The organism is Bacillus pseudomycoides DSM 12442 (assembly GCF_000161455.1).
Classification (GTDB): domain Bacteria; phylum Bacillota; class Bacilli; order Bacillales; family Bacillaceae_G; genus Bacillus_A; species Bacillus_A pseudomycoides.
The window spans coordinates 4434960-4452006 of the sequence record NZ_CM000745.1 but is presented as its reverse complement, the minus strand read 5'-3'; the positions used below and the strand labels follow the sequence as shown (position 1 = coordinate 4452006).

The window sequence follows — 17047 nt, the reverse complement described above, 5'->3', positions numbered from 1 at the left end:
GCCCTATGGAAAAAAGAAAGAAAGTACATAAGCGTAAGTCAAAATGGAGATGGGTAATCATCGGGATTCCTGTTTCCGTTATTTTGTTAGGTCTTGGGATTATTGCTTTTTTCGGCTGGGAGCTTACAAAGCAAACAACATTGTTAGCTCATATAGTTGTTACACCGTATAAGCCTGCAGAGGCTGAAAAAGAGTTTAAACAAATTTGGTCTAAAATTCCTGATCCAGGAGAGAAGCTTGGTGAATTGAAGTTTCCTTCTCTTGCTTATGAGGTTCCTGTTGTAGAAGGGACGCACCCGAGAGAGCTGAAATCAGGAGTCGGACATTTTGCTGGGAGTACGTTGCCAGGACAAGGCGGGAATGTTGTGTTAAGCGGACACCGGAATACGAGTTTTCGTAAGCTGGAAGATGTGAAGAAAGGTGATCAAATCAAATTTGCAACGCCGTATGGTGAGTGTGTTTATGAAATAACAGATTTCAAAATTACGGGAGCGAATGATGAGACGATTATCGTTCCAACTGATTATGAGACATTAACGTTAACGACATGTTATCCGTTTGAGCATATTGGTGATGCTCTGGATCGCTTTATTGTGTATACGAAGCTTGTGTCTAAGCCGGATTTAGAGAAATAGTCATGCCCAATTCCCTTTTATGCAATTGGGCTTTCTTGATGCAAAATGAAAAATAGGAAGTACATAGATATAATGTGTTGGAACTCATTCTGTTTGGAATTCACAAAGAGAAGTAATGAAAAGCTAATAAATAAGAAATAAATAACCCTGGGAGGTCTTCATTATGGCGATACTTGTAACAGGTGGAGCAGGATATATCGGCAGTCATACATGCGTGGAATTATTAAATAATGGTTATGATATTATAGTAGTTGATAACCTTTCTAATAGCTCAGTAGAATCGTTGAATCGAGTGAAAGAAATAACAGGAAAACAGTTTAAATTTTATGAAGAAAATCTTCTAAATCGTGATGCAATCGATGTGATTTTTAAAGAAAATATAATTGAAGCAGTCATTCATTTTGCTGGCTTAAAAGCAGTTGGAGAATCAGTAGCAATTCCGCTTACTTATTATCATAACAACATTACAAGTACATTAATATTATGCGATGTTATGCAGAAGCATAATGTAAAGAAAATGATTTTTAGTTCATCAGCAACGGTATATGGTCTTCCTGAAACATCACCAATTACAGAAGAATTTCCTTTAAATGCAACAAACCCATACGGTCAAACAAAGTTGATGATTGAACAAATGATGCGTGATGTAGTTGTAGCTGATTCTGAGTGGAGTGTTGTATTACTTCGTTATTTCAATCCATTTGGTGCACATGAAAGTGGGCGTATGGGGGAAGATCCAAATGGAATTCCGAACAACTTAATGCCATATGTAACGCAAGTAGCAGTTGGTAAGTTAAAAGAACTAAGTGTATTTGGAAACGATTATCCGACAAAAGATGGTACAGGTGTCCGTGATTATATTCACGTTGTTGATCTTGCGAATGGACATGTGAAGGCTCTTGAAAAAGTATTACATACAACAGGTGTAGATACATATAACCTTGGTACAGGTACTGGATATAGCGTGCTAGAGATGGTACAAGCATTCGAGAAAGTTTCAGGAAAGTCCGTTCCATATAAAATTACAGAGCGTCGTCCTGGAGATGTTGCTGTATGTTTTGCAGATGCATCTAAAGCGAAACGTGAATTAGGATGGGAAGCAAAGCGCGGGCTTGAAGAAATGTGCGCGGACTCATGGAAATGGCAGTCGAATAATAAGGATGGCTACCAAGAAGCAGAATGTATGAAGTGAATATGATCTTGTAAATGCTTTCTTTATGATTTGCTAGACATATCATCAATTTTTTTGAAGAAATAATGTAAACGTGAAAAAGCCTCGTCTTATCCTATGCTAGATAAGACGAGGCTTTTTGTGTATGGTAAGGTATCTAATGAGAAAACATATATGTATGAAATTATAGAATAATTTGGATATAGAAACTAATCCCATGTATAATGGGTGTGGTACTTTATTCCTTAAAAACCTATAAAGCTGATTCAAGAAAGAAGGTTACATAATGAAAAAAATTCTATTTTGGATACTGGGTATTATCGGCGTTCTTGTCATTGCAGGAGGCGGTTATGCGTATTATCTGTACTCATCCGTTTCGGGGACAATAGATAAAGTGTATACGCCGCTTGAACGAGATCATTCTGAGAAACGTTCTACTGATGTGAAGTTAGGAAATAAACAACCTGTTTCTATTTTATTATTAGGTGCAGATGAGCGTGGGGCAGATAAAGGGCGTTCGGATTCGATTATGTTATTAACATTAAATCCGAAGCAAAGTTCGATGGAAATTGTAAGTATTCCTCGTGATACATATACGGAGATTGTTGGGAAAGGGAAGAAAGATAAAATCAACCATGCGTATGCATTTGGTGGAATTGATATGTCTGTGAAGACGGTTGAAAATTTTTTAGATATTCCAATTGATTATTATATTGAAGTAAATATGGAAGGTTTCCGTGATATTGTTGACGCTGTTGGCGGGATCGATGTGAATAATGACTTGGCATTTACGCTTGAAGGTATGTCATTTGAGAAAGGGAACATTCATCTAAATGGCGAGCAGGCACTGAAGTATACGCGTATGCGTAAGGAAGATCCACGCGGTGACTTTGGTCGTCAAATGCGTCAGCGTCAAGTGCTAGAAGCGGTTATTAGTAAAGGCGCGAACATATCATCTATTACAAAACTTGGCACGATGTTAGGTGCTGTTGAGAAAAACGTAAAAACAAATTTAAATCAAGATCAAATGTGGGATCTTCAAAGTAATTATAAAGCTGCGATGAATAAAAAAGAGGAAATTCAAATTCCTGGTGACGGTCATAAGCAGGATGGTGTTTGGTACTATTTCGTTCCTGATAAAGATCGTAAAGATTTGTCTAATAAATTAAAAGCTCATTTAGAGTTAACAAAATAGTAGTTGAGTATAAGGAATAAGCTTAATGATCCTGTAATGGGACATTAGACTTTTTTTGATGTCTCATATATAAGCTGCTAAGAACAGCAAAAGGTGACCTGCTACTTGTTTTCTCTCTCTGTTTTTCCTTGGCATGGGGCAGGAAAAGGGTCTGACCGCTTCTATGCATGGCTGGATGCTCTCTCCCACCTGAAAAGAAGGATTTTATGTCGGTTTTTCAATTTGTATTTATATAGTAAATAATAGGCGCTACCTATCCTTTATGTATAAAGGATAGGTAGCGCCTTATTTTTGTCCAAATCTTATATGTGTAGCCTATCCAACTTTTAAATTTTGCATATGAGCTTTTTGTTTACTTTCTTCTGGTATTTGCATGTAGTCTCCATACATTCCTGATAAGTAGCGATCTGCATCATTTGGAACAGGGAACATGTGTCCATCGAAAATTCCTTCTTTTAACGGGAAGATTTCACTAAGCTCGAAGTTATGCCATCTGTAATAGCCGGTTTCCATTCCGTATGTTACAGTGTTTGTTTTTTTAAGGCCTTTTACATATAGTTTAAAGAATTTCGATTTGTTTAGAATTCTTCTTGCTACATCTGCAGGACCGTTTATTTTTGAAGGATAATTGATTGCGGCAAGTTTTCGGACAATTTTTTCTAACGGCGTTGCCGATTCTGAAACGTAGTCAAATGGGAAAATATCAATGGATATTCCTTTTCGGTGTGTACCATCGCTTTCTTGCCATTCAAAATCATCTAGATAGAGAATTTTCGTCCAGTTATGTTTGCCGTGTGTGTTTACTTTTTCTGTTTCTAGTTTATATGGCTCTGGTAAATGGTTTGGAATAATGCGCAAAAATTTATCGTAATCTTCTCTTAGCATAGCAAGATCTGCATCATCATCCCAAGGGATAAATCCTTTATGTCTAACAGACCCTAGTAAAGTACCGTCTGTGATCCAAAATTTAATATTATGTTCTTTACAGATTTTATGAACCGTTATGAGCATATCCAGCATCACTTTTTGAGCTTGCTCTAAAGGTGTTAACTGTGTTGAATCCAAAATAAATTCCTCCATTGTTCTAATCGATACGACAAATTTTTTATGGTTCAGATTGCATGGAAAGAGATTACAATCATAAGTTTAAGTATACATCAGTGATAAATTGACACGCAACTACAGTCTTTTTATATGTTGTTCCTTATACTTTTATTGATTCTGTTTTTTCGTTAATATTATTCATAAAGGATGTTCTTTACAAAGCATACATTAAATTTACAAAATATTTACGTTTATGTCCATAGATGATATGATAATGACATGTTCAAAAAATGAACGGATGAAATCGGGTGATGGAGGGGAGCTCTATGCAACAAGTATTAAATATATTAGAGGTTATCAATCAAAATCCACAGATGAACCAAAAAAAGATTGCAGAGCAGTGCAATATATCTGTTGGTAAAGTGAATTATATTATGAATGATTTAACGAAGAATCAATACATCTATAGCAAAAAGTCAGGGAAGTACATGAATTATTATTTGTACCAGAAAGGCTTTGAATACATGCGACAGGAGCTAGCGGCTTACCAAGGGAAGAAGCTTAGAGTCCATCGCAAAGAGGGCAAGAAGGTTACGCAAGCTGTTGTTCTTGCGGCTGGTAAGCGTCATGAGTTTGGAAAACCATCTGGTTTGTTAACGGTTGGGGAAAAGCTTTTGTTAGATCGTAGTTTAGAAATCCTTAAAAATAATGGCATTGAAAAAATTGTGGTGGTTGTTGGCTATAAGAAGGAGCAGTTTGAAGGCTGGACAGGTCGTCATAATGTGCACTTTGTGGAAAATCCGAAATATAAGTGGACAGGATCAATGGCATCGCTAGCAGAGGTTCAGGAACTGATTACAGATGATTTCTTATTAATTGAAGATGATATTTTAATCGAAGAGAAGGCACTTGTGCAAGTGTTACATCATCCAGAACCGGACTGTGTACTCATTACAAATGAGAGCGGATCTGGTGATGAAGCGTTTGTTGAGATTCAAGATGGCTATCTGTATAAAATTTCAAAGGACATTCATCAGTTAAATCGTATTGATGGTGAGATGGTTGGGATTTCTAAAATCTCGTATGAAGTGTTCATGAACATGTTAGCAACATTCCGTCATAATCAAAATCCATATGTGAACTATGAATATTTACTTCTTGATGCTGCAAGGTTGTACGATGTCGGCTATGCAAAGTTACCAGATGTTGTATGGGCAGAGATTGATACACCGAAGCAATATGAAGTTGTGAAAAATAAAATCTATCCTCGCTTAGTGAAAAAAGAAGCAGAGTTTAAAGAACGACAAATTAAAAAATATGTTTCGGAAGCACTTTCTATTTCAAAAGATGAAATTACAGATATTCAGCCATTTGGTGGTATGACGAATACGAATTTCAAAGTAAGTGTTGGAAAATCCGAATATGTGCTACGTATTCCAGGAAGCGGTACAGAAGATATGATTAGTCGCCGTGATGAAATGGTAACTTCTAATTTAGCGAGCCAATTAGGAATTGATGCAGAACTTCTATACTTTAATGAAGAAACTGGTGTGAAATTAGCAGAGTTAATTCCAAACGCAGAAACATTAAATCCGAAAACGGCAAAACGCAGTGATAATATGAAGTTAACGGCGAATATATTAAAACAATTACACAGTTCAAATGCCGAAATGAATAATACTTTCAATGTGTTTGAAAAAATAGAGCATTATGAAGGGCTTTTAAATAAAGTAAACGGCTCTAACTTTGATGATTATGCAGAAGTGAAAAACAAAGTAATGCGGTTAAAGGATATGTATGAGGCGATGGATGTTACGTTAACAGCTTGTCATAATGATACGGTTCCTGAAAACTTTGTTAAGAGTGGAGAAGACAAAATATACTTAATCGATTGGGAATATGGCGGTATGAACGATCCGATGTGGGATATTGCAGCACATAGTTTAGAGTGCGACTTTTCTTCAGAAGAGGAGGAGTTATTCTTATCCTACTATTTTAACGAGGAAGTAGAAGAGTCTTACCAGAGAAGAATATTGATGAATAAGATTTTCCAAGATTTCTTATGGAGTATTTGGACGAAGATTAAAGAAGCAACAGGCAGTGATTTTGGGACATATGGAATGGATCGCTATAATCGTGCGAAGAAAAACTTACAGCTCTTCTTAGAGTTGTAGTGGGGGATATAACGATGAGAAAAGTGCAAAGTAAAGGCATATTTTATGGAATATTTTCTGGTTTTGCTTGGGCTGTAGATACGGTATTGATTGGGATTATTTTATCTTCACAACTGATGTTAGCAACAGAACAAGTTGTGTTTCTTGCTCCTCTAGTTAGTACGTTTTTACACGACTTTATGTCCACATTATGGATGATGATCTATATGGCGATAAAGGGTCAACTCAAAACGGCCCTTTCTAAGCTGAAAACGAGAAGTGGACGGTTCGTTATGTTAGGAGCACTTATGGGTGGACCAATTGGGATGACGTTTTATGTATTAGCTGTAAAGTATATCGGGGCTTCTTATACAGCAGCGATTTCAGCTGTATATCCAGCAGTGGGTGCATTTTTTGCATTTGTGTTTTTGAAAGACCGTCTTCGTTCATGGAATTGGCTTGGACTTATCATTAGTATTGCATTTATTATCGTACTTGGATTTACAGGCGATGGATTTGCAACGGAAAACTATATGTTAGGATTTATTTTTGTCCTTATTTGTATCGTTGGCTGGGGCTTAGAATGTGTTATCTGTGCATACGGTATGAAAGATGAAGAAGTATCTCCAGAAGAGGCACTTCAAATTCGTCAGCTTGTTTCAGCAGTCACATATGGACTTGTTATTTTACCTTCAGTTGGAGGGCATTTCTTAACAAAAGAAGTTGTGATGAGCAGCGAGTTTATTTTAATCATTGTGGTTGCATTAGTTGGAACAGCTTCCTATGTGTTTTACTATAAGGCAATTCATGAAATTGGACCGACAAAAGCGATGGCGCTTAACATTACGTATTCTGCATGGGCGGTTGTCATTTCTATGTTAGCATTAGGATCACCGTTTTCATGGAAGTTAATTATTTGTTGTATTGCGATCCTTATAGGAGCTATATTAACAGTTGCAGATATAACTGAATTTACAAAAGCGAAAAAATATAGAGGTGAAGTAACATGAGAGCGATTTTATTAGCGGCGGGTATGGGAACTCGTTTACGTCCATTAACGTTAACGACTCCAAAATCATTAGTAGAAGTAAATGGCAAGCCGATGCTAGAGCGGCAAATTGAATATTTACAGGAAATTGGTGTAGAAGAAATTATTGTCGTAACAGGCTATTTAGCAGAGAAATTTGATTATCTTGTTGAGAAGTATAATGTGAAGCTTGTGCACAATGACAAATATAATGTGTACAACAACATTTATACGATGTATTTAGTTCGTGAATATTTACAAGATGCATATGTAATGGATGCGGATGTTTATTTACACCGTAATATTTTTATAGAGAACCCAGAGTCATCCCTATACTTTAGTGCGAAGAAGGAAGATTTCCGTAATGAATGGATCATTAAGCATGACGAAAATCGTAAAGTATATGATATTGAAATTGGTGATGGTAACGATGACTACATCTTATGTGGTATTTCATACTGGTCAAAAGAAGATGGCATCCATATTGTGAAGAAACTAGAAGAAGTAGTAAATCAAGAAGATTTCAGTGAACTGTACTGGGATAATATTGTAAAAGATAACATTCAAAATTTAAATGTTCATTTGTACAAAATTGGTAGCAATGATAGTTTTGAGATTGATTCTGCCCTGGACTTGAAGAAAGTAGAAGAAAAACTAGCTGTTTTAGCGAAATAATCATTGTTGATGGTTTTATGAAATAATTGGAATTTAACTTGCCCTATAAAATAAAAGAAGATAAGCTATATTTTATAGGTTAAAAAGTACTATAAAGTGAACCTTCCATCAGTGGGGCGCTTTATCCCCAAAATGATGGAAGGTTCTTATCGATCAGGCAGTGCTCCTCTACCTATCTTCTTTGATGTAGAGGTTTTTCTGTCCGCAGATAGCAGGGTAAAATAATTCATTAAAAGTTGGGTGTGGAGAACATGGGTTCTATTTTAGTGTGCGGCGGAGCTGGTTATATTGGCTCTCATGCTGTAAAAAAGTTAGTTGATGAAGGACAATCTGTAATTGTAGTTGATAATTTACAAACAGGTCATGAAGATGCTATTGCAGAAGGCGTGAAATTTTATAAAGGTGATCTTCGCGATAAAAGTTTCTTAAGAGACGTTTTTAAGCAAGAAACAATTGACGCAGTCATGCATTTTGCAGCGGATTCTTTAGTTGGTGTAAGTATGGAAAAACCGCTTCAATACTATAATAACAACGTATACGGTGCGCTATGCTTACTAGAGGTGATGGATGAGTTTAAAATTGATAAATTTATTTTCTCATCAACTGCCGCGACATATGGAGATGTAGATGTTGAGTTAATTTCAGAAGAAACACCAACAAATCCTACGAACACATATGGAGAAACAAAATTAGCGATTGAAAAAATGTTGCATTGGTATAGCCAAGCTTCTAATTTAAAATATAAGATCTTCAGATACTTTAATGTAGCTGGTGCAACGCCAAGCGGTATTATTGGTGAAGATCATCGTCCCGAGACGCATTTAATTCCCCTTGTACTGCAAGTGGCTTTAGGACAACGTGAGAAAATCATGATGTTTGGTGATGATTACAATACACCAGACGGTACATGTATTCGTGACTATATCCATGTTGATGATTTAGTAGCGGCTCATTTCCTTGGACTGAAAGATTTACAAAATGGCGGAGACAGTGACTTTTATAACTTAGGAAACGGTAACGGATTTAGTGTAAAAGAAATTGTTGAAGCAGTTCGCGAAGTAACAAATCATGAAATCCCAGCAGAAGTTGCGCCAAGAAGAGCTGGAGACCCAGCGCGCCTTGTTGCATCGTCTCAAAAAGCAAAAGAAAAATTAGGCTGGAGCCCGCAATATACAGATGTGAAAACAATCATTGAACATGCGTGGGATTGGCATCAAAGTAAGCCGCATGGATATACGAAGTAAGAGTGATTTATAAAAGAGAGTGTATTGTCGTTCAACATATGTTCGATAGTGCACTCTTTTTTTGTATGGGATATTTGCTATACTAAAATGTACTGCGAAAGGAGGGGAACCATGAAAATACTTGTAGTCGATGATGAGTCGAGCATTCGGAATTTAATTCGGATGCAGCTAGAGATGGAAGGATATGAAGTGCTTACGGCCGCTGATGGAAAAGAGGCGCTGCAAAGGTGGGATGAAGAGCCGAATGTATTGATTTTAGATGTGATGCTTCCGGATACGGATGGTTATGAGCTGCTTCGGTTGTTCAGGGAGAAGGACCGAGATATTCCAGTACTCATGTTAACAGCGAAGAGTCAGATGAATGATAAGTTGCTTGGTCTTCAGCTTGGGGCTGATGATTATGTGACGAAGCCATTCAATTATGCAGAGTTGATTCTTCGGGTGAAGAATATGGCACGGCGTGTAATGAAGCACGGGGTACCTAAGGATGATAAGGTCATTCGGGCCGGTGAGTTAGTCATTTATCCGAAGGAACGAAAAGTGCATGTGAATGGAGAAGAAATTGATTTAACGTACCGTGAATTTAATTTATGCCAGTTGTTTGCTTCTAATAAGCAGCGTGTGTTTATGCGCGATGAGCTATTAGAGAAAGTATGGGGCTTTGAGTATAGCGGAAATACGAGAGCAGTTGATATTATGGTGCAGCGCCTTCGGAAGAAGCTTGGAGCAAGCGGAGAACATATTAAGACGATTTATGGCGTTGGTTATAAGTTGGATTGTTAAAAGGTGATAAGATGTCGTTAAAAAGAAATATGGTACTTGGTATAGTAGGATTATTGATTCCGATTTTGTTTCTTCTTTATACGGTGATTTACATTGCACTGGAAAAGAATATGTATCATAATGCAGCAGGTTCTTTAGAGAAGTTAAGTGTAGAAGCACAAATTTACACGATGAATTATTTAGAGAAGGAAGCAGAAGTGGAGACACTAGGGCCGAATTCACTCTTGATTGCTTCTTATTTAGCGAAGCGGATGGATGTTCGTGTGCAGATGATTGGAAAGAATGGAGAGGTCGTTGCCGATACAGAGAAAGGGGCCTTGCTTCATAAGAATATTGATATTGATCAGTCCTTACGAGGAAAGAAGGCATATGTGTTTGAAAATGATGATCCAGCACCACTTCTTTTATTTTCGAGTCCGGTTTATCATGGAAGCGATGTCATAGGGGCAATTCGCTTTATTAATGAATTACAAGATGAGAAAGAAGTTTTAACGAATGTGAGCTGGACATTTCTTGTTACATCGATTTGTTTAGTAGCAGGCGGCATTTTCTTTGCGATTCGTTTAGCGAAGTCTCTTCATAAGCCAATTGATCAGTTAAGACAAATGGCAAAGCGGCTCGCAAATGGGGATTATAAAAGTAAGATTGAGCTAAATGAGTATGTGGAAATTGCCCAGTTATCAGCATCTTTCAATGCAATGGCTGATGCGATTGAGCTGCATATGAGGCAGTTAAAGGAGGAGAAAGAGAAGCAAAAAGATTTCTTGGACCGAATTACACATGAACTAAAAACACCGCTCACTGCAATTATTGGATATGTAGATTTAATTCCGAAACTGCAATCTGCGCGAGATATAGAGGAAAGTCTTCATTATGTTTCGATTGAAAGTCAGCGTCTATTATCACTCGTTGAGGAGTTATTACAATCTTCGAAGTATGGAACGAGTACGTTTGAAGTTTCTCCGACGATTGTGGATATAAAGCAAATTGCAGAAGAGGCAATTTCGATCGTGAAGCCTCGTCTTCAGCAATACGAGATAGAAGTTATAAATGAATTAACAGAGGCACATGTTGTTGCAGACTTTGATAAGACGAAGCAGATTTTCTTGAATGTGTTTGATAATGCGATTAAATATAGTGATGCCACGCAACTGAGGATGAATGTCGCTAAAAATGAAGAGGAAGCGAAAGTCTTCATTCATGATGATGGGATTGGTATGGATGAAGCGATACTTGCAGAGTGGAATCGTTCTCGGGAAGGAAAAGTACTCTCTTCTAGTTATGGAAATGGATACGGTTTGTTCATTTGTCAGGAGATTATGACGAAGCAAGGCGGAAGCATGCGAATTGAAAGTAGTGAGGAAATGGGAACGATGGTGATGATCACGTTCTTATTACCAAGACGCATGGAAGATATAAAAAATTTGAAAGCGATTAAATGATACATTTATGAAACAATTATGCGGTATTTTCGAAACAACGTTTTTTTATCTTGGAGGTAGGCAGAAATGAAAAGGCTATCATTTCAAATTCTCTTGTTTGTCTTTTGCACGATTGCTGCTTTTGTATTGTTTTTTGCCATAGAGAAGCAATTGTATAACCACGTTACAACCTTAGATGACAAGCAGGCTGTTTTAGAAAGAGCAAGTGAATCTCTTCCTACTAAAGTGAAAGTAAGACATGAGAAGTGGGGAGAAGTAGTTGTAACAGATGAAGTTCGTCTGCATGCAATTGTTTCATTCTTTGACCAGATTCGAATGAAGCAAACAGAAGCGAAGATCCACGAACAAGTATTTACTGGAGAAGTAACGTACTTGAATGGACATAGGCGTACTTTTGCAGTAGGTGACTTGTTCCAGTACGAGGCAAATGTATATGGGAAGAATGGTACAGATCCGATGATTTCCGCATTTCAAACATATTTGCTGGGCCTATATTATACGCCAGAGCGTATTAGCGATTTCTTTGCATCAGCAAAGGAAGTTGTTTTGCGAGAAGGTGATGTAGTGCGTACTACGAATCTTACGCCGATACTTGATTCGATTCGGCAAGCAAAGCAAATTACGGACTATGGAGAAATTCAGAAGTTGCTGCAATCGCAGAAGGATCCAATCGCTTATATTACTGCTTATCAAAATGGTAAACATGTAAAGAATGAACGTGAGGATATTTTAACGATTTCTATATATCCTTCTTACTTTGTCGTGCAATATCTTGGCGATAATAATGGGAATGTGATGTATATGAAAGGCTCCCTAGCAAATCTATTTGTAAAGGAGAATGTTTCATGAGAAAGATAGCCTTTTTCTTCTTTTTGCTAGTAATTGGAGGAGCGATGTCTAGTTGCTCTCGAGATACTACCTCTATCAAATATAGTAAAAATGGTCTTCCAATTTTGAAAGATCGCCATCTTGTCGCGTATGTCGCGGCCCGTGAAGAAGTTGGTGAAGCGCTTTTATCATCGTTTTGTAAACCGCGCGGATGTACGTATGAATTTATTCGTCTTTCTACAGAAGAGCTGCTTAGAAGAGTGGAAGAAGAAGCGGGAAACCCGAAGGCAGATATTATCATTGGCGGTACATTGGATGCGCATCAAATGATGAAGCAAAAAAATCTATCTATTCCTGTTACAAGCCAGCATGCAAGTAGCATTTCAAAAGCCGTTAAAGATAAGGATGGCTTTTGGTATGGTTATGAAGTAGAGAAGCTTGCCATCGCGATTAATAAAGAGCGATGGAATAAGGAAATAGCACCGCTAGGACTTTCATATCCAACGAAGTGGAAAGACTTATTACATCCAGCGTATGCCGGAAAGATTGTCATGCCTGATCCGAATGTTTCAGGAACAGCTTATACGTTGTTCCAATCACTTATTGATACATTTGGTGAAGAAGAGACGAAGGGGTATGTAAGGAGCCTTGCCAAGCAAGTTGCAGAGGTAACGGTGAATGGTTATATGCCTGCTGAGTATGTGGCAAGCGGTGAATATATGATTGGTATTAACTTCATGGGAGACCAACGGATGCTTCAAAAACAAGGCTTTCCGATTTTGAGTAAAGTGCCTGAGCAAACGGGGTTATCTGTCAATGCAATTTCGAAACTGAAACATGCACCGAGTGGTATTATAGCGGATTTATTTATTGATTATTGTTTATCAGAAGAAGCAGGGCATATTTTAGAAAAAGTTTCGTTTGGCGTACCAACAATGCTTGCGAAGAATCAGAAAGAAATAGAAGGTCAGCCTGTTAGAAGAACGAACAAAAATGTATCAGATAGTGGAGTAATCGAGATATGGAATAGACAACGTCTCTTTCAAAAGTGAAAAAAGGAGAAGAGATAATATGTTTAATTGGCTTAAGCCTGCACCAGTAATTGAGCGTTTGCCAGCGAATATGATTGACAAAGTATACAGACTACTACGTCTTCGTGTGCTGCTCGGAATTTCAGTTGGATATGCAGCGTATTATTTAGTTCGTAGTAACTTTACGTTATCTAGTACGTATTTAATAAAAGAATATGGTTTTAGTACAACGGAATATGGTTTATTAGGTTCCGTTACGGCGATTGTGTATGGACTAAGTAAGTTCTTTATGGGAAATTTATCAGATAAAGCGTATGCGCAGCGTTTTATTGCGGTTGGTTTATTCTTATCAGCAATTATAAATATTTGTTTTGGTTTTGCATCTTCATTTGGCATGATTTTAACGTTATTAGTTTTCAATAATATTTTCCAAGGAATGGGAGCGCCTCCTTGTAGTACCGTAATGACGAAGTGGTTCTCGAAGAAAGAGCGCGGTACAAAAACAGGACTTTGGAATATTTCACATAATATTGGTGCGATGCTTGTACCACCGCTTGTTGGAATTGGTGTTGGTATTTTCGGTGAAAGTCATTGGCAAGCCGGCGTGTTTATCTTCCCAGCGATAATTGCAATGGTCATTTCAGTTCTTATGTGGGTGAATGCGAAGGATACACCAGAATCTGCAGGTCTTCCACCAATTGATGAATATCGCAATGATTATGAAGATCTTGAGAAGGCAGACAATGCCAACAAAATGTCACCAAAAGAAATTTTGATGAAATATGTAGTGAAAAACAAATTTATTTGGTATTTATGTATTGCGAATGCATTTGTATATTTAATTCGTTTCGGTGTTATTAACTGGGTACCGATTTATTTAACAACGGTTAAAGGATTTACAAAAACAGAAGCGCATGCAGCATATTCAATTTTTGAAGCAATGGCAATTCCAAGTTCATTAATCGTAGGTTTGTTAAGTGATAAGTTATTCAAAGGGAAACGTATGCCACTATGTGTGTTTAGCATGGTTGGTGTTGTTATTGGAACGGTGGTATACTGGCAAGCATCGAATATACTTGTTGTGAGTGCTGCAGTTTCGATTATTGGTTGCTTAATTTATGTACCACAATTTTTAATTGGTTTAAGTGCAATGGAATTAGTACCAAAATTTGCAGTAGGTACAACAGTTGGTATGTGCGGCCTGTTCGGTTATTTAGGAGGAAGCTTAGTTGCAAACGCAGCGATTGGTGTTATCGTTGATCGCTCTGGGTGGGACGGCTGTTTCATTCTATTATTAGCAGGCGGTATTTTATCTACGGTATTCTTATTTATCGTTCAATTTGGTCATGAGAGAAAAGGTCCTAAGAGCAAAATAGCATAATCGTTTATTTAAGGGAGCTGTCCAAAAGTACTACTTTTGGGCAGCTCCTTTTATGTACATCTTATCAGTATAGATTTATATAAAATGAAAGAGATAAGGTGTAGTTTTTGAAACTTAGTAACAGTTTATCAAAAAGGCACTCGTTTTCGGATGCACTTTTTATTTGTGAGCAGTAAGACCTTTACCTTAAGATTTAGAGAAAAGCAAGGAGGATAGGTAGAGGCTTTCCATCATTGAGGGATGAAGAAAACCCTCAATGATGGAAGTTTCGTTTTATTTTCCCCATCTTGGTGAGGGGATTTTTCGATGACAAAAGAGGGGGATAGTTAGCTAAAATAAGAAAGATTTTAAACTATTCTCTGAAGGTTCCCTGCAAAATATAAATTAAGAATTTCACAACTCCATGCTGAATCTGAAACGCCTAGCGCTGGGGACTGAAAGTTAGTAATGATAACGCAATGCTTGTTATCGAGCCAATCTATGCTATCTACAAAATATGTTAAAGGTGCTGCTCCTGAAAAAGGTATGATAACATCAAAGCTTATCTGCTGAAACCCTGCTGCTGCTGCTTGCACATAGAATGCACGTATTTGATTATATGCAGGGCAACAAGTACGTGGTTTTGGTGGCATATTCTATCACCTCACTTTTAAATAGATTTAATATATTAGTATTCAGACAAGCGTGAATTAGCTTGGGCGAATGTATGAATATTTGATTGCAATGCAAAATATAATATATCTTTCTTTACAGCCTTGATTTATCCCGTATTAACGGGTAGTAAGTAATACTCCTACCTCAAAATTCGGTGAAAGAAAAGAAGTTAGGTGGGAGATAAACTGCCCGTAAAAGCCTGATTGGTCGGGCTAATAATCAGTGGGGGATGAAGAAAACCCTCACTGATTAAAGTTTCACTTTATCAAACTGTTATATATTTCAATGTATCTTTATAGTTGGTTTAACGGATATTATATGTGAATGTGACTACTGGAATAGTAATAGTATCAAAATTATTTTCTTGTAATCTTTTTTGATGCACTTATTACATAATGTTATTTCTAGTACATACAGTATTATGGTTATAAATTAATAGATTATATGTGATATCTATTAAGAATGAGTGAACGGATAGAGTGAAAGTACATTATATATAGAAAATTAACATTCATTTTACAATATCTTCAAAAACAAATGTTAAAATTCAGTAGGAGTTAGCAAGACAAATTATATGTATGAAGGAGATGCTGGGAAGTGGGAATTTTTGTATCAGAAGTAGAAACGTTTTTGTTCTGTTCCGCAACAGTCACACAGCGAGATTGTACATTTGATTTTGTCGTTCGTAGTACGCCGATAGGGATTGTAATTTGTTTAGTAGAGGATTATGAAGTAGAGTGGCTTCCGATGAGAATTGAAACCTATTTGAAAGTGAATGGAAGCATGTTTCCAGATGAAGATGCAAAAGAGGAATTTCGTAAACAGTTAAATAGTGAAAATGGCTGGATGTTAGACAAGCAAGGTGATAACCCAGAAGGCATTGTTCAAAGAGCAATGCGAGCTGATGAATATGAAGCGTTTCAAACGGTAGAAAAGAATATTCCGCGCGAGATGAGAAAAGACGTGACAACTCTTCCATTTGAGCATGATTTGGATCAAGCGAAATGGAGTACTTGGAGGAAACGTCCAAACCGCCTTATGTAAGGTGGTTTTTTTAAGTCTTTTCATGTGGCTTTTAAGTTTCTTAAAACTTGCTTAAAAGATAAAACGTCATATTTCTAAACATTGGTATTTTTGTTACAATATAAGTGATAGTGTAAAACTTTGTAAAGAAAGCGTAATAATTTAAGAGATGCGGGTATCGTTTTCTGAAAGTTTTACATAATTGAAGAACTACTATATAAAGATATAAAAGGAGCGAGAATATGTTACCAAATACGGTTCGTACTCCAAACAAAAAGAAGAAATGGATTATCATTGGGGTTATTGCATTAATTGTCGTCGTTGCAGCCGTCAATATTTTTATCATGCAAGGAAAGAAAAAAGGCGCGGCACAGGGAGACGCTGTTAGCTTTGAGAAAGTAACAGAACGTACATTGAATAATACGAAATTGATTTCCGGACAAGTAAAGCCTGGAAATATTGAGAGCTTCTACGCAGATCCGACAAAAGGAAAAGTGAAGGACATTGCGGTGAAAGAAGGACAGGAAGTAGAAAAGGGCGCGAAATTATTCTCTTATGATAATGAAGAAATCAATTTACAAATGAAACAAGCTGAGCTTGATCAAAAAATGGCAAGTATGCGCTATGATCAAGGGAAAAAGAAAATAGATTCAGTAAAGAACCAGATTAAGAAAGCGAAAGATAGCGGTGCTGGGAAAGAGGTAACAGATCCGTTAGAAGAGCAAGTAAGCGAATTAGAAATAGGGCAAAAAACAATTGAC

At 37.1% G+C, this 17047-nt stretch carries 15 protein-coding genes and 1 pseudogene; 14 read left to right on the top strand and 2 right to left on the bottom strand.

Going from position 1 to position 17047, the window contains the following annotated elements:
• Window positions 1-5 precede the first annotated feature (5 nt).
• From BPMYX0001_RS22710 to tagU, 3 genes are all read left to right on the top strand, one after another.
• Window positions 6-635: a class D sortase gene (locus BPMYX0001_RS22710; RefSeq protein WP_006096593.1), complete on the top strand. Its 630-nt coding sequence runs from the start codon at window positions 6-8 to the stop codon at window positions 633-635.
• Between the two features lie 163 nt (window positions 636-798).
• Window positions 799-1827, top strand: coding sequence for a UDP-glucose 4-epimerase GalE (gene galE / locus BPMYX0001_RS22705; RefSeq protein ID WP_006096592.1), 1029 nt, complete (start codon window positions 799-801; stop codon window positions 1825-1827).
• A 265-nt stretch (window positions 1828-2092) separates the two neighbouring features.
• Complete coding sequence (gene tagU, locus BPMYX0001_RS22700) at window positions 2093-3001, top strand: polyisoprenyl-teichoic acid--peptidoglycan teichoic acid transferase TagU (protein WP_003202214.1); 909 nt, start codon at window positions 2093-2095, stop codon at window positions 2999-3001.
• 315 nt (window positions 3002-3316) lie between these two features.
• On the opposite strand, the gene BPMYX0001_RS22695 is transcribed toward tagU, so the two are convergent.
• Complete coding sequence (locus BPMYX0001_RS22695; protein WP_003202215.1) at window positions 3317-4081, bottom strand: LicD family protein; 765 nt, start codon at window positions 4079-4081, stop codon at window positions 3317-3319.
• Window positions 4082-4371: 290 nt separating this feature from the next.
• Here BPMYX0001_RS22695 and BPMYX0001_RS22690 point away from each other — a divergent pair, with 290 nt between their 5' ends.
• The 9 genes from BPMYX0001_RS22690 (at window position 4372) to pgtP (ending at window position 14609) form a co-directional block, all read left to right on the top strand.
• Window positions 4372-6219, top strand: coding sequence for an NTP transferase domain-containing protein (locus tag BPMYX0001_RS22690; RefSeq protein WP_018764991.1), 1848 nt, complete (start codon window positions 4372-4374; stop codon window positions 6217-6219).
• A 14-nt stretch (window positions 6220-6233) separates the two neighbouring features.
• A complete protein-coding gene (locus BPMYX0001_RS22685) occupies window positions 6234-7208 on the top strand; it encodes a DMT family transporter (protein WP_033799241.1) in 975 nt (324 codons plus the stop codon).
• On the top strand, window positions 7205-7900 hold the full coding sequence (locus tag BPMYX0001_RS22680) for a CTP--phosphocholine cytidylyltransferase (protein ID WP_033799240.1): 696 nt from the start codon (window positions 7205-7207) through the stop codon (window positions 7898-7900). Before BPMYX0001_RS22685 ends, BPMYX0001_RS22680 begins: the two co-directional genes overlap by 4 nt.
• A gap of 251 nt (window positions 7901-8151) precedes the next feature.
• A complete protein-coding gene (galE, locus tag BPMYX0001_RS22675; RefSeq protein ID WP_006096589.1) occupies window positions 8152-9144 on the top strand; it encodes a UDP-glucose 4-epimerase GalE in 993 nt (330 codons plus the stop codon).
• 111 nt (window positions 9145-9255) lie between these two features.
• Window positions 9256-9927, top strand: coding sequence for a response regulator transcription factor (locus BPMYX0001_RS22670; protein ID WP_003202224.1), 672 nt, complete (start codon window positions 9256-9258; stop codon window positions 9925-9927).
• An 11-nt stretch (window positions 9928-9938) separates the two neighbouring features.
• A complete protein-coding gene (locus BPMYX0001_RS22665; protein WP_006096588.1) occupies window positions 9939-11369 on the top strand; it encodes a HAMP domain-containing sensor histidine kinase in 1431 nt (476 codons plus the stop codon).
• 66 nt (window positions 11370-11435) lie between these two features.
• Window positions 11436-12218 (top strand): DUF3919 family protein, encoded by a 783-nt coding sequence (locus BPMYX0001_RS22660; RefSeq protein ID WP_006096587.1) that lies wholly within the window; start codon window positions 11436-11438, stop codon window positions 12216-12218.
• Entirely contained in the window at window positions 12215-13249 is a 1035-nt protein-coding gene (locus BPMYX0001_RS22655) for an ABC transporter substrate-binding protein (RefSeq protein WP_033799239.1), read from the top strand. Before BPMYX0001_RS22660 ends, BPMYX0001_RS22655 begins: the two co-directional genes overlap by 4 nt.
• A 19-nt stretch (window positions 13250-13268) precedes the next feature.
• On the top strand, window positions 13269-14609 hold the full coding sequence (gene pgtP / locus BPMYX0001_RS22650; protein WP_006096585.1) for an MFS transporter: 1341 nt from the start codon (window positions 13269-13271) through the stop codon (window positions 14607-14609).
• 347 nt (window positions 14610-14956) lie between these two features.
• Here the strand turns inward: pgtP and BPMYX0001_RS22645 are convergent, their stop codons facing one another.
• Window positions 14957-15241 (bottom strand): hypothetical protein, encoded by a 285-nt coding sequence (locus BPMYX0001_RS22645; protein WP_033799238.1) that lies wholly within the window; start codon window positions 15239-15241, stop codon window positions 14957-14959.
• 619 nt (window positions 15242-15860) lie between these two features.
• On the opposite strand from BPMYX0001_RS22645, the gene BPMYX0001_RS22640 reads away from it, so the two are divergent.
• Window positions 15861-16307, top strand: a complete 447-nt coding sequence (locus tag BPMYX0001_RS22640; RefSeq protein WP_006096583.1) for a hypothetical protein — start codon at window positions 15861-15863, stop codon at window positions 16305-16307.
• Window positions 16308-16528: 221 nt separating this feature from the next.
• A pseudogene (locus tag BPMYX0001_RS22635) lies at window positions 16529-17047 on the top strand (efflux transporter periplasmic adaptor subunit); the annotation flags it as partial.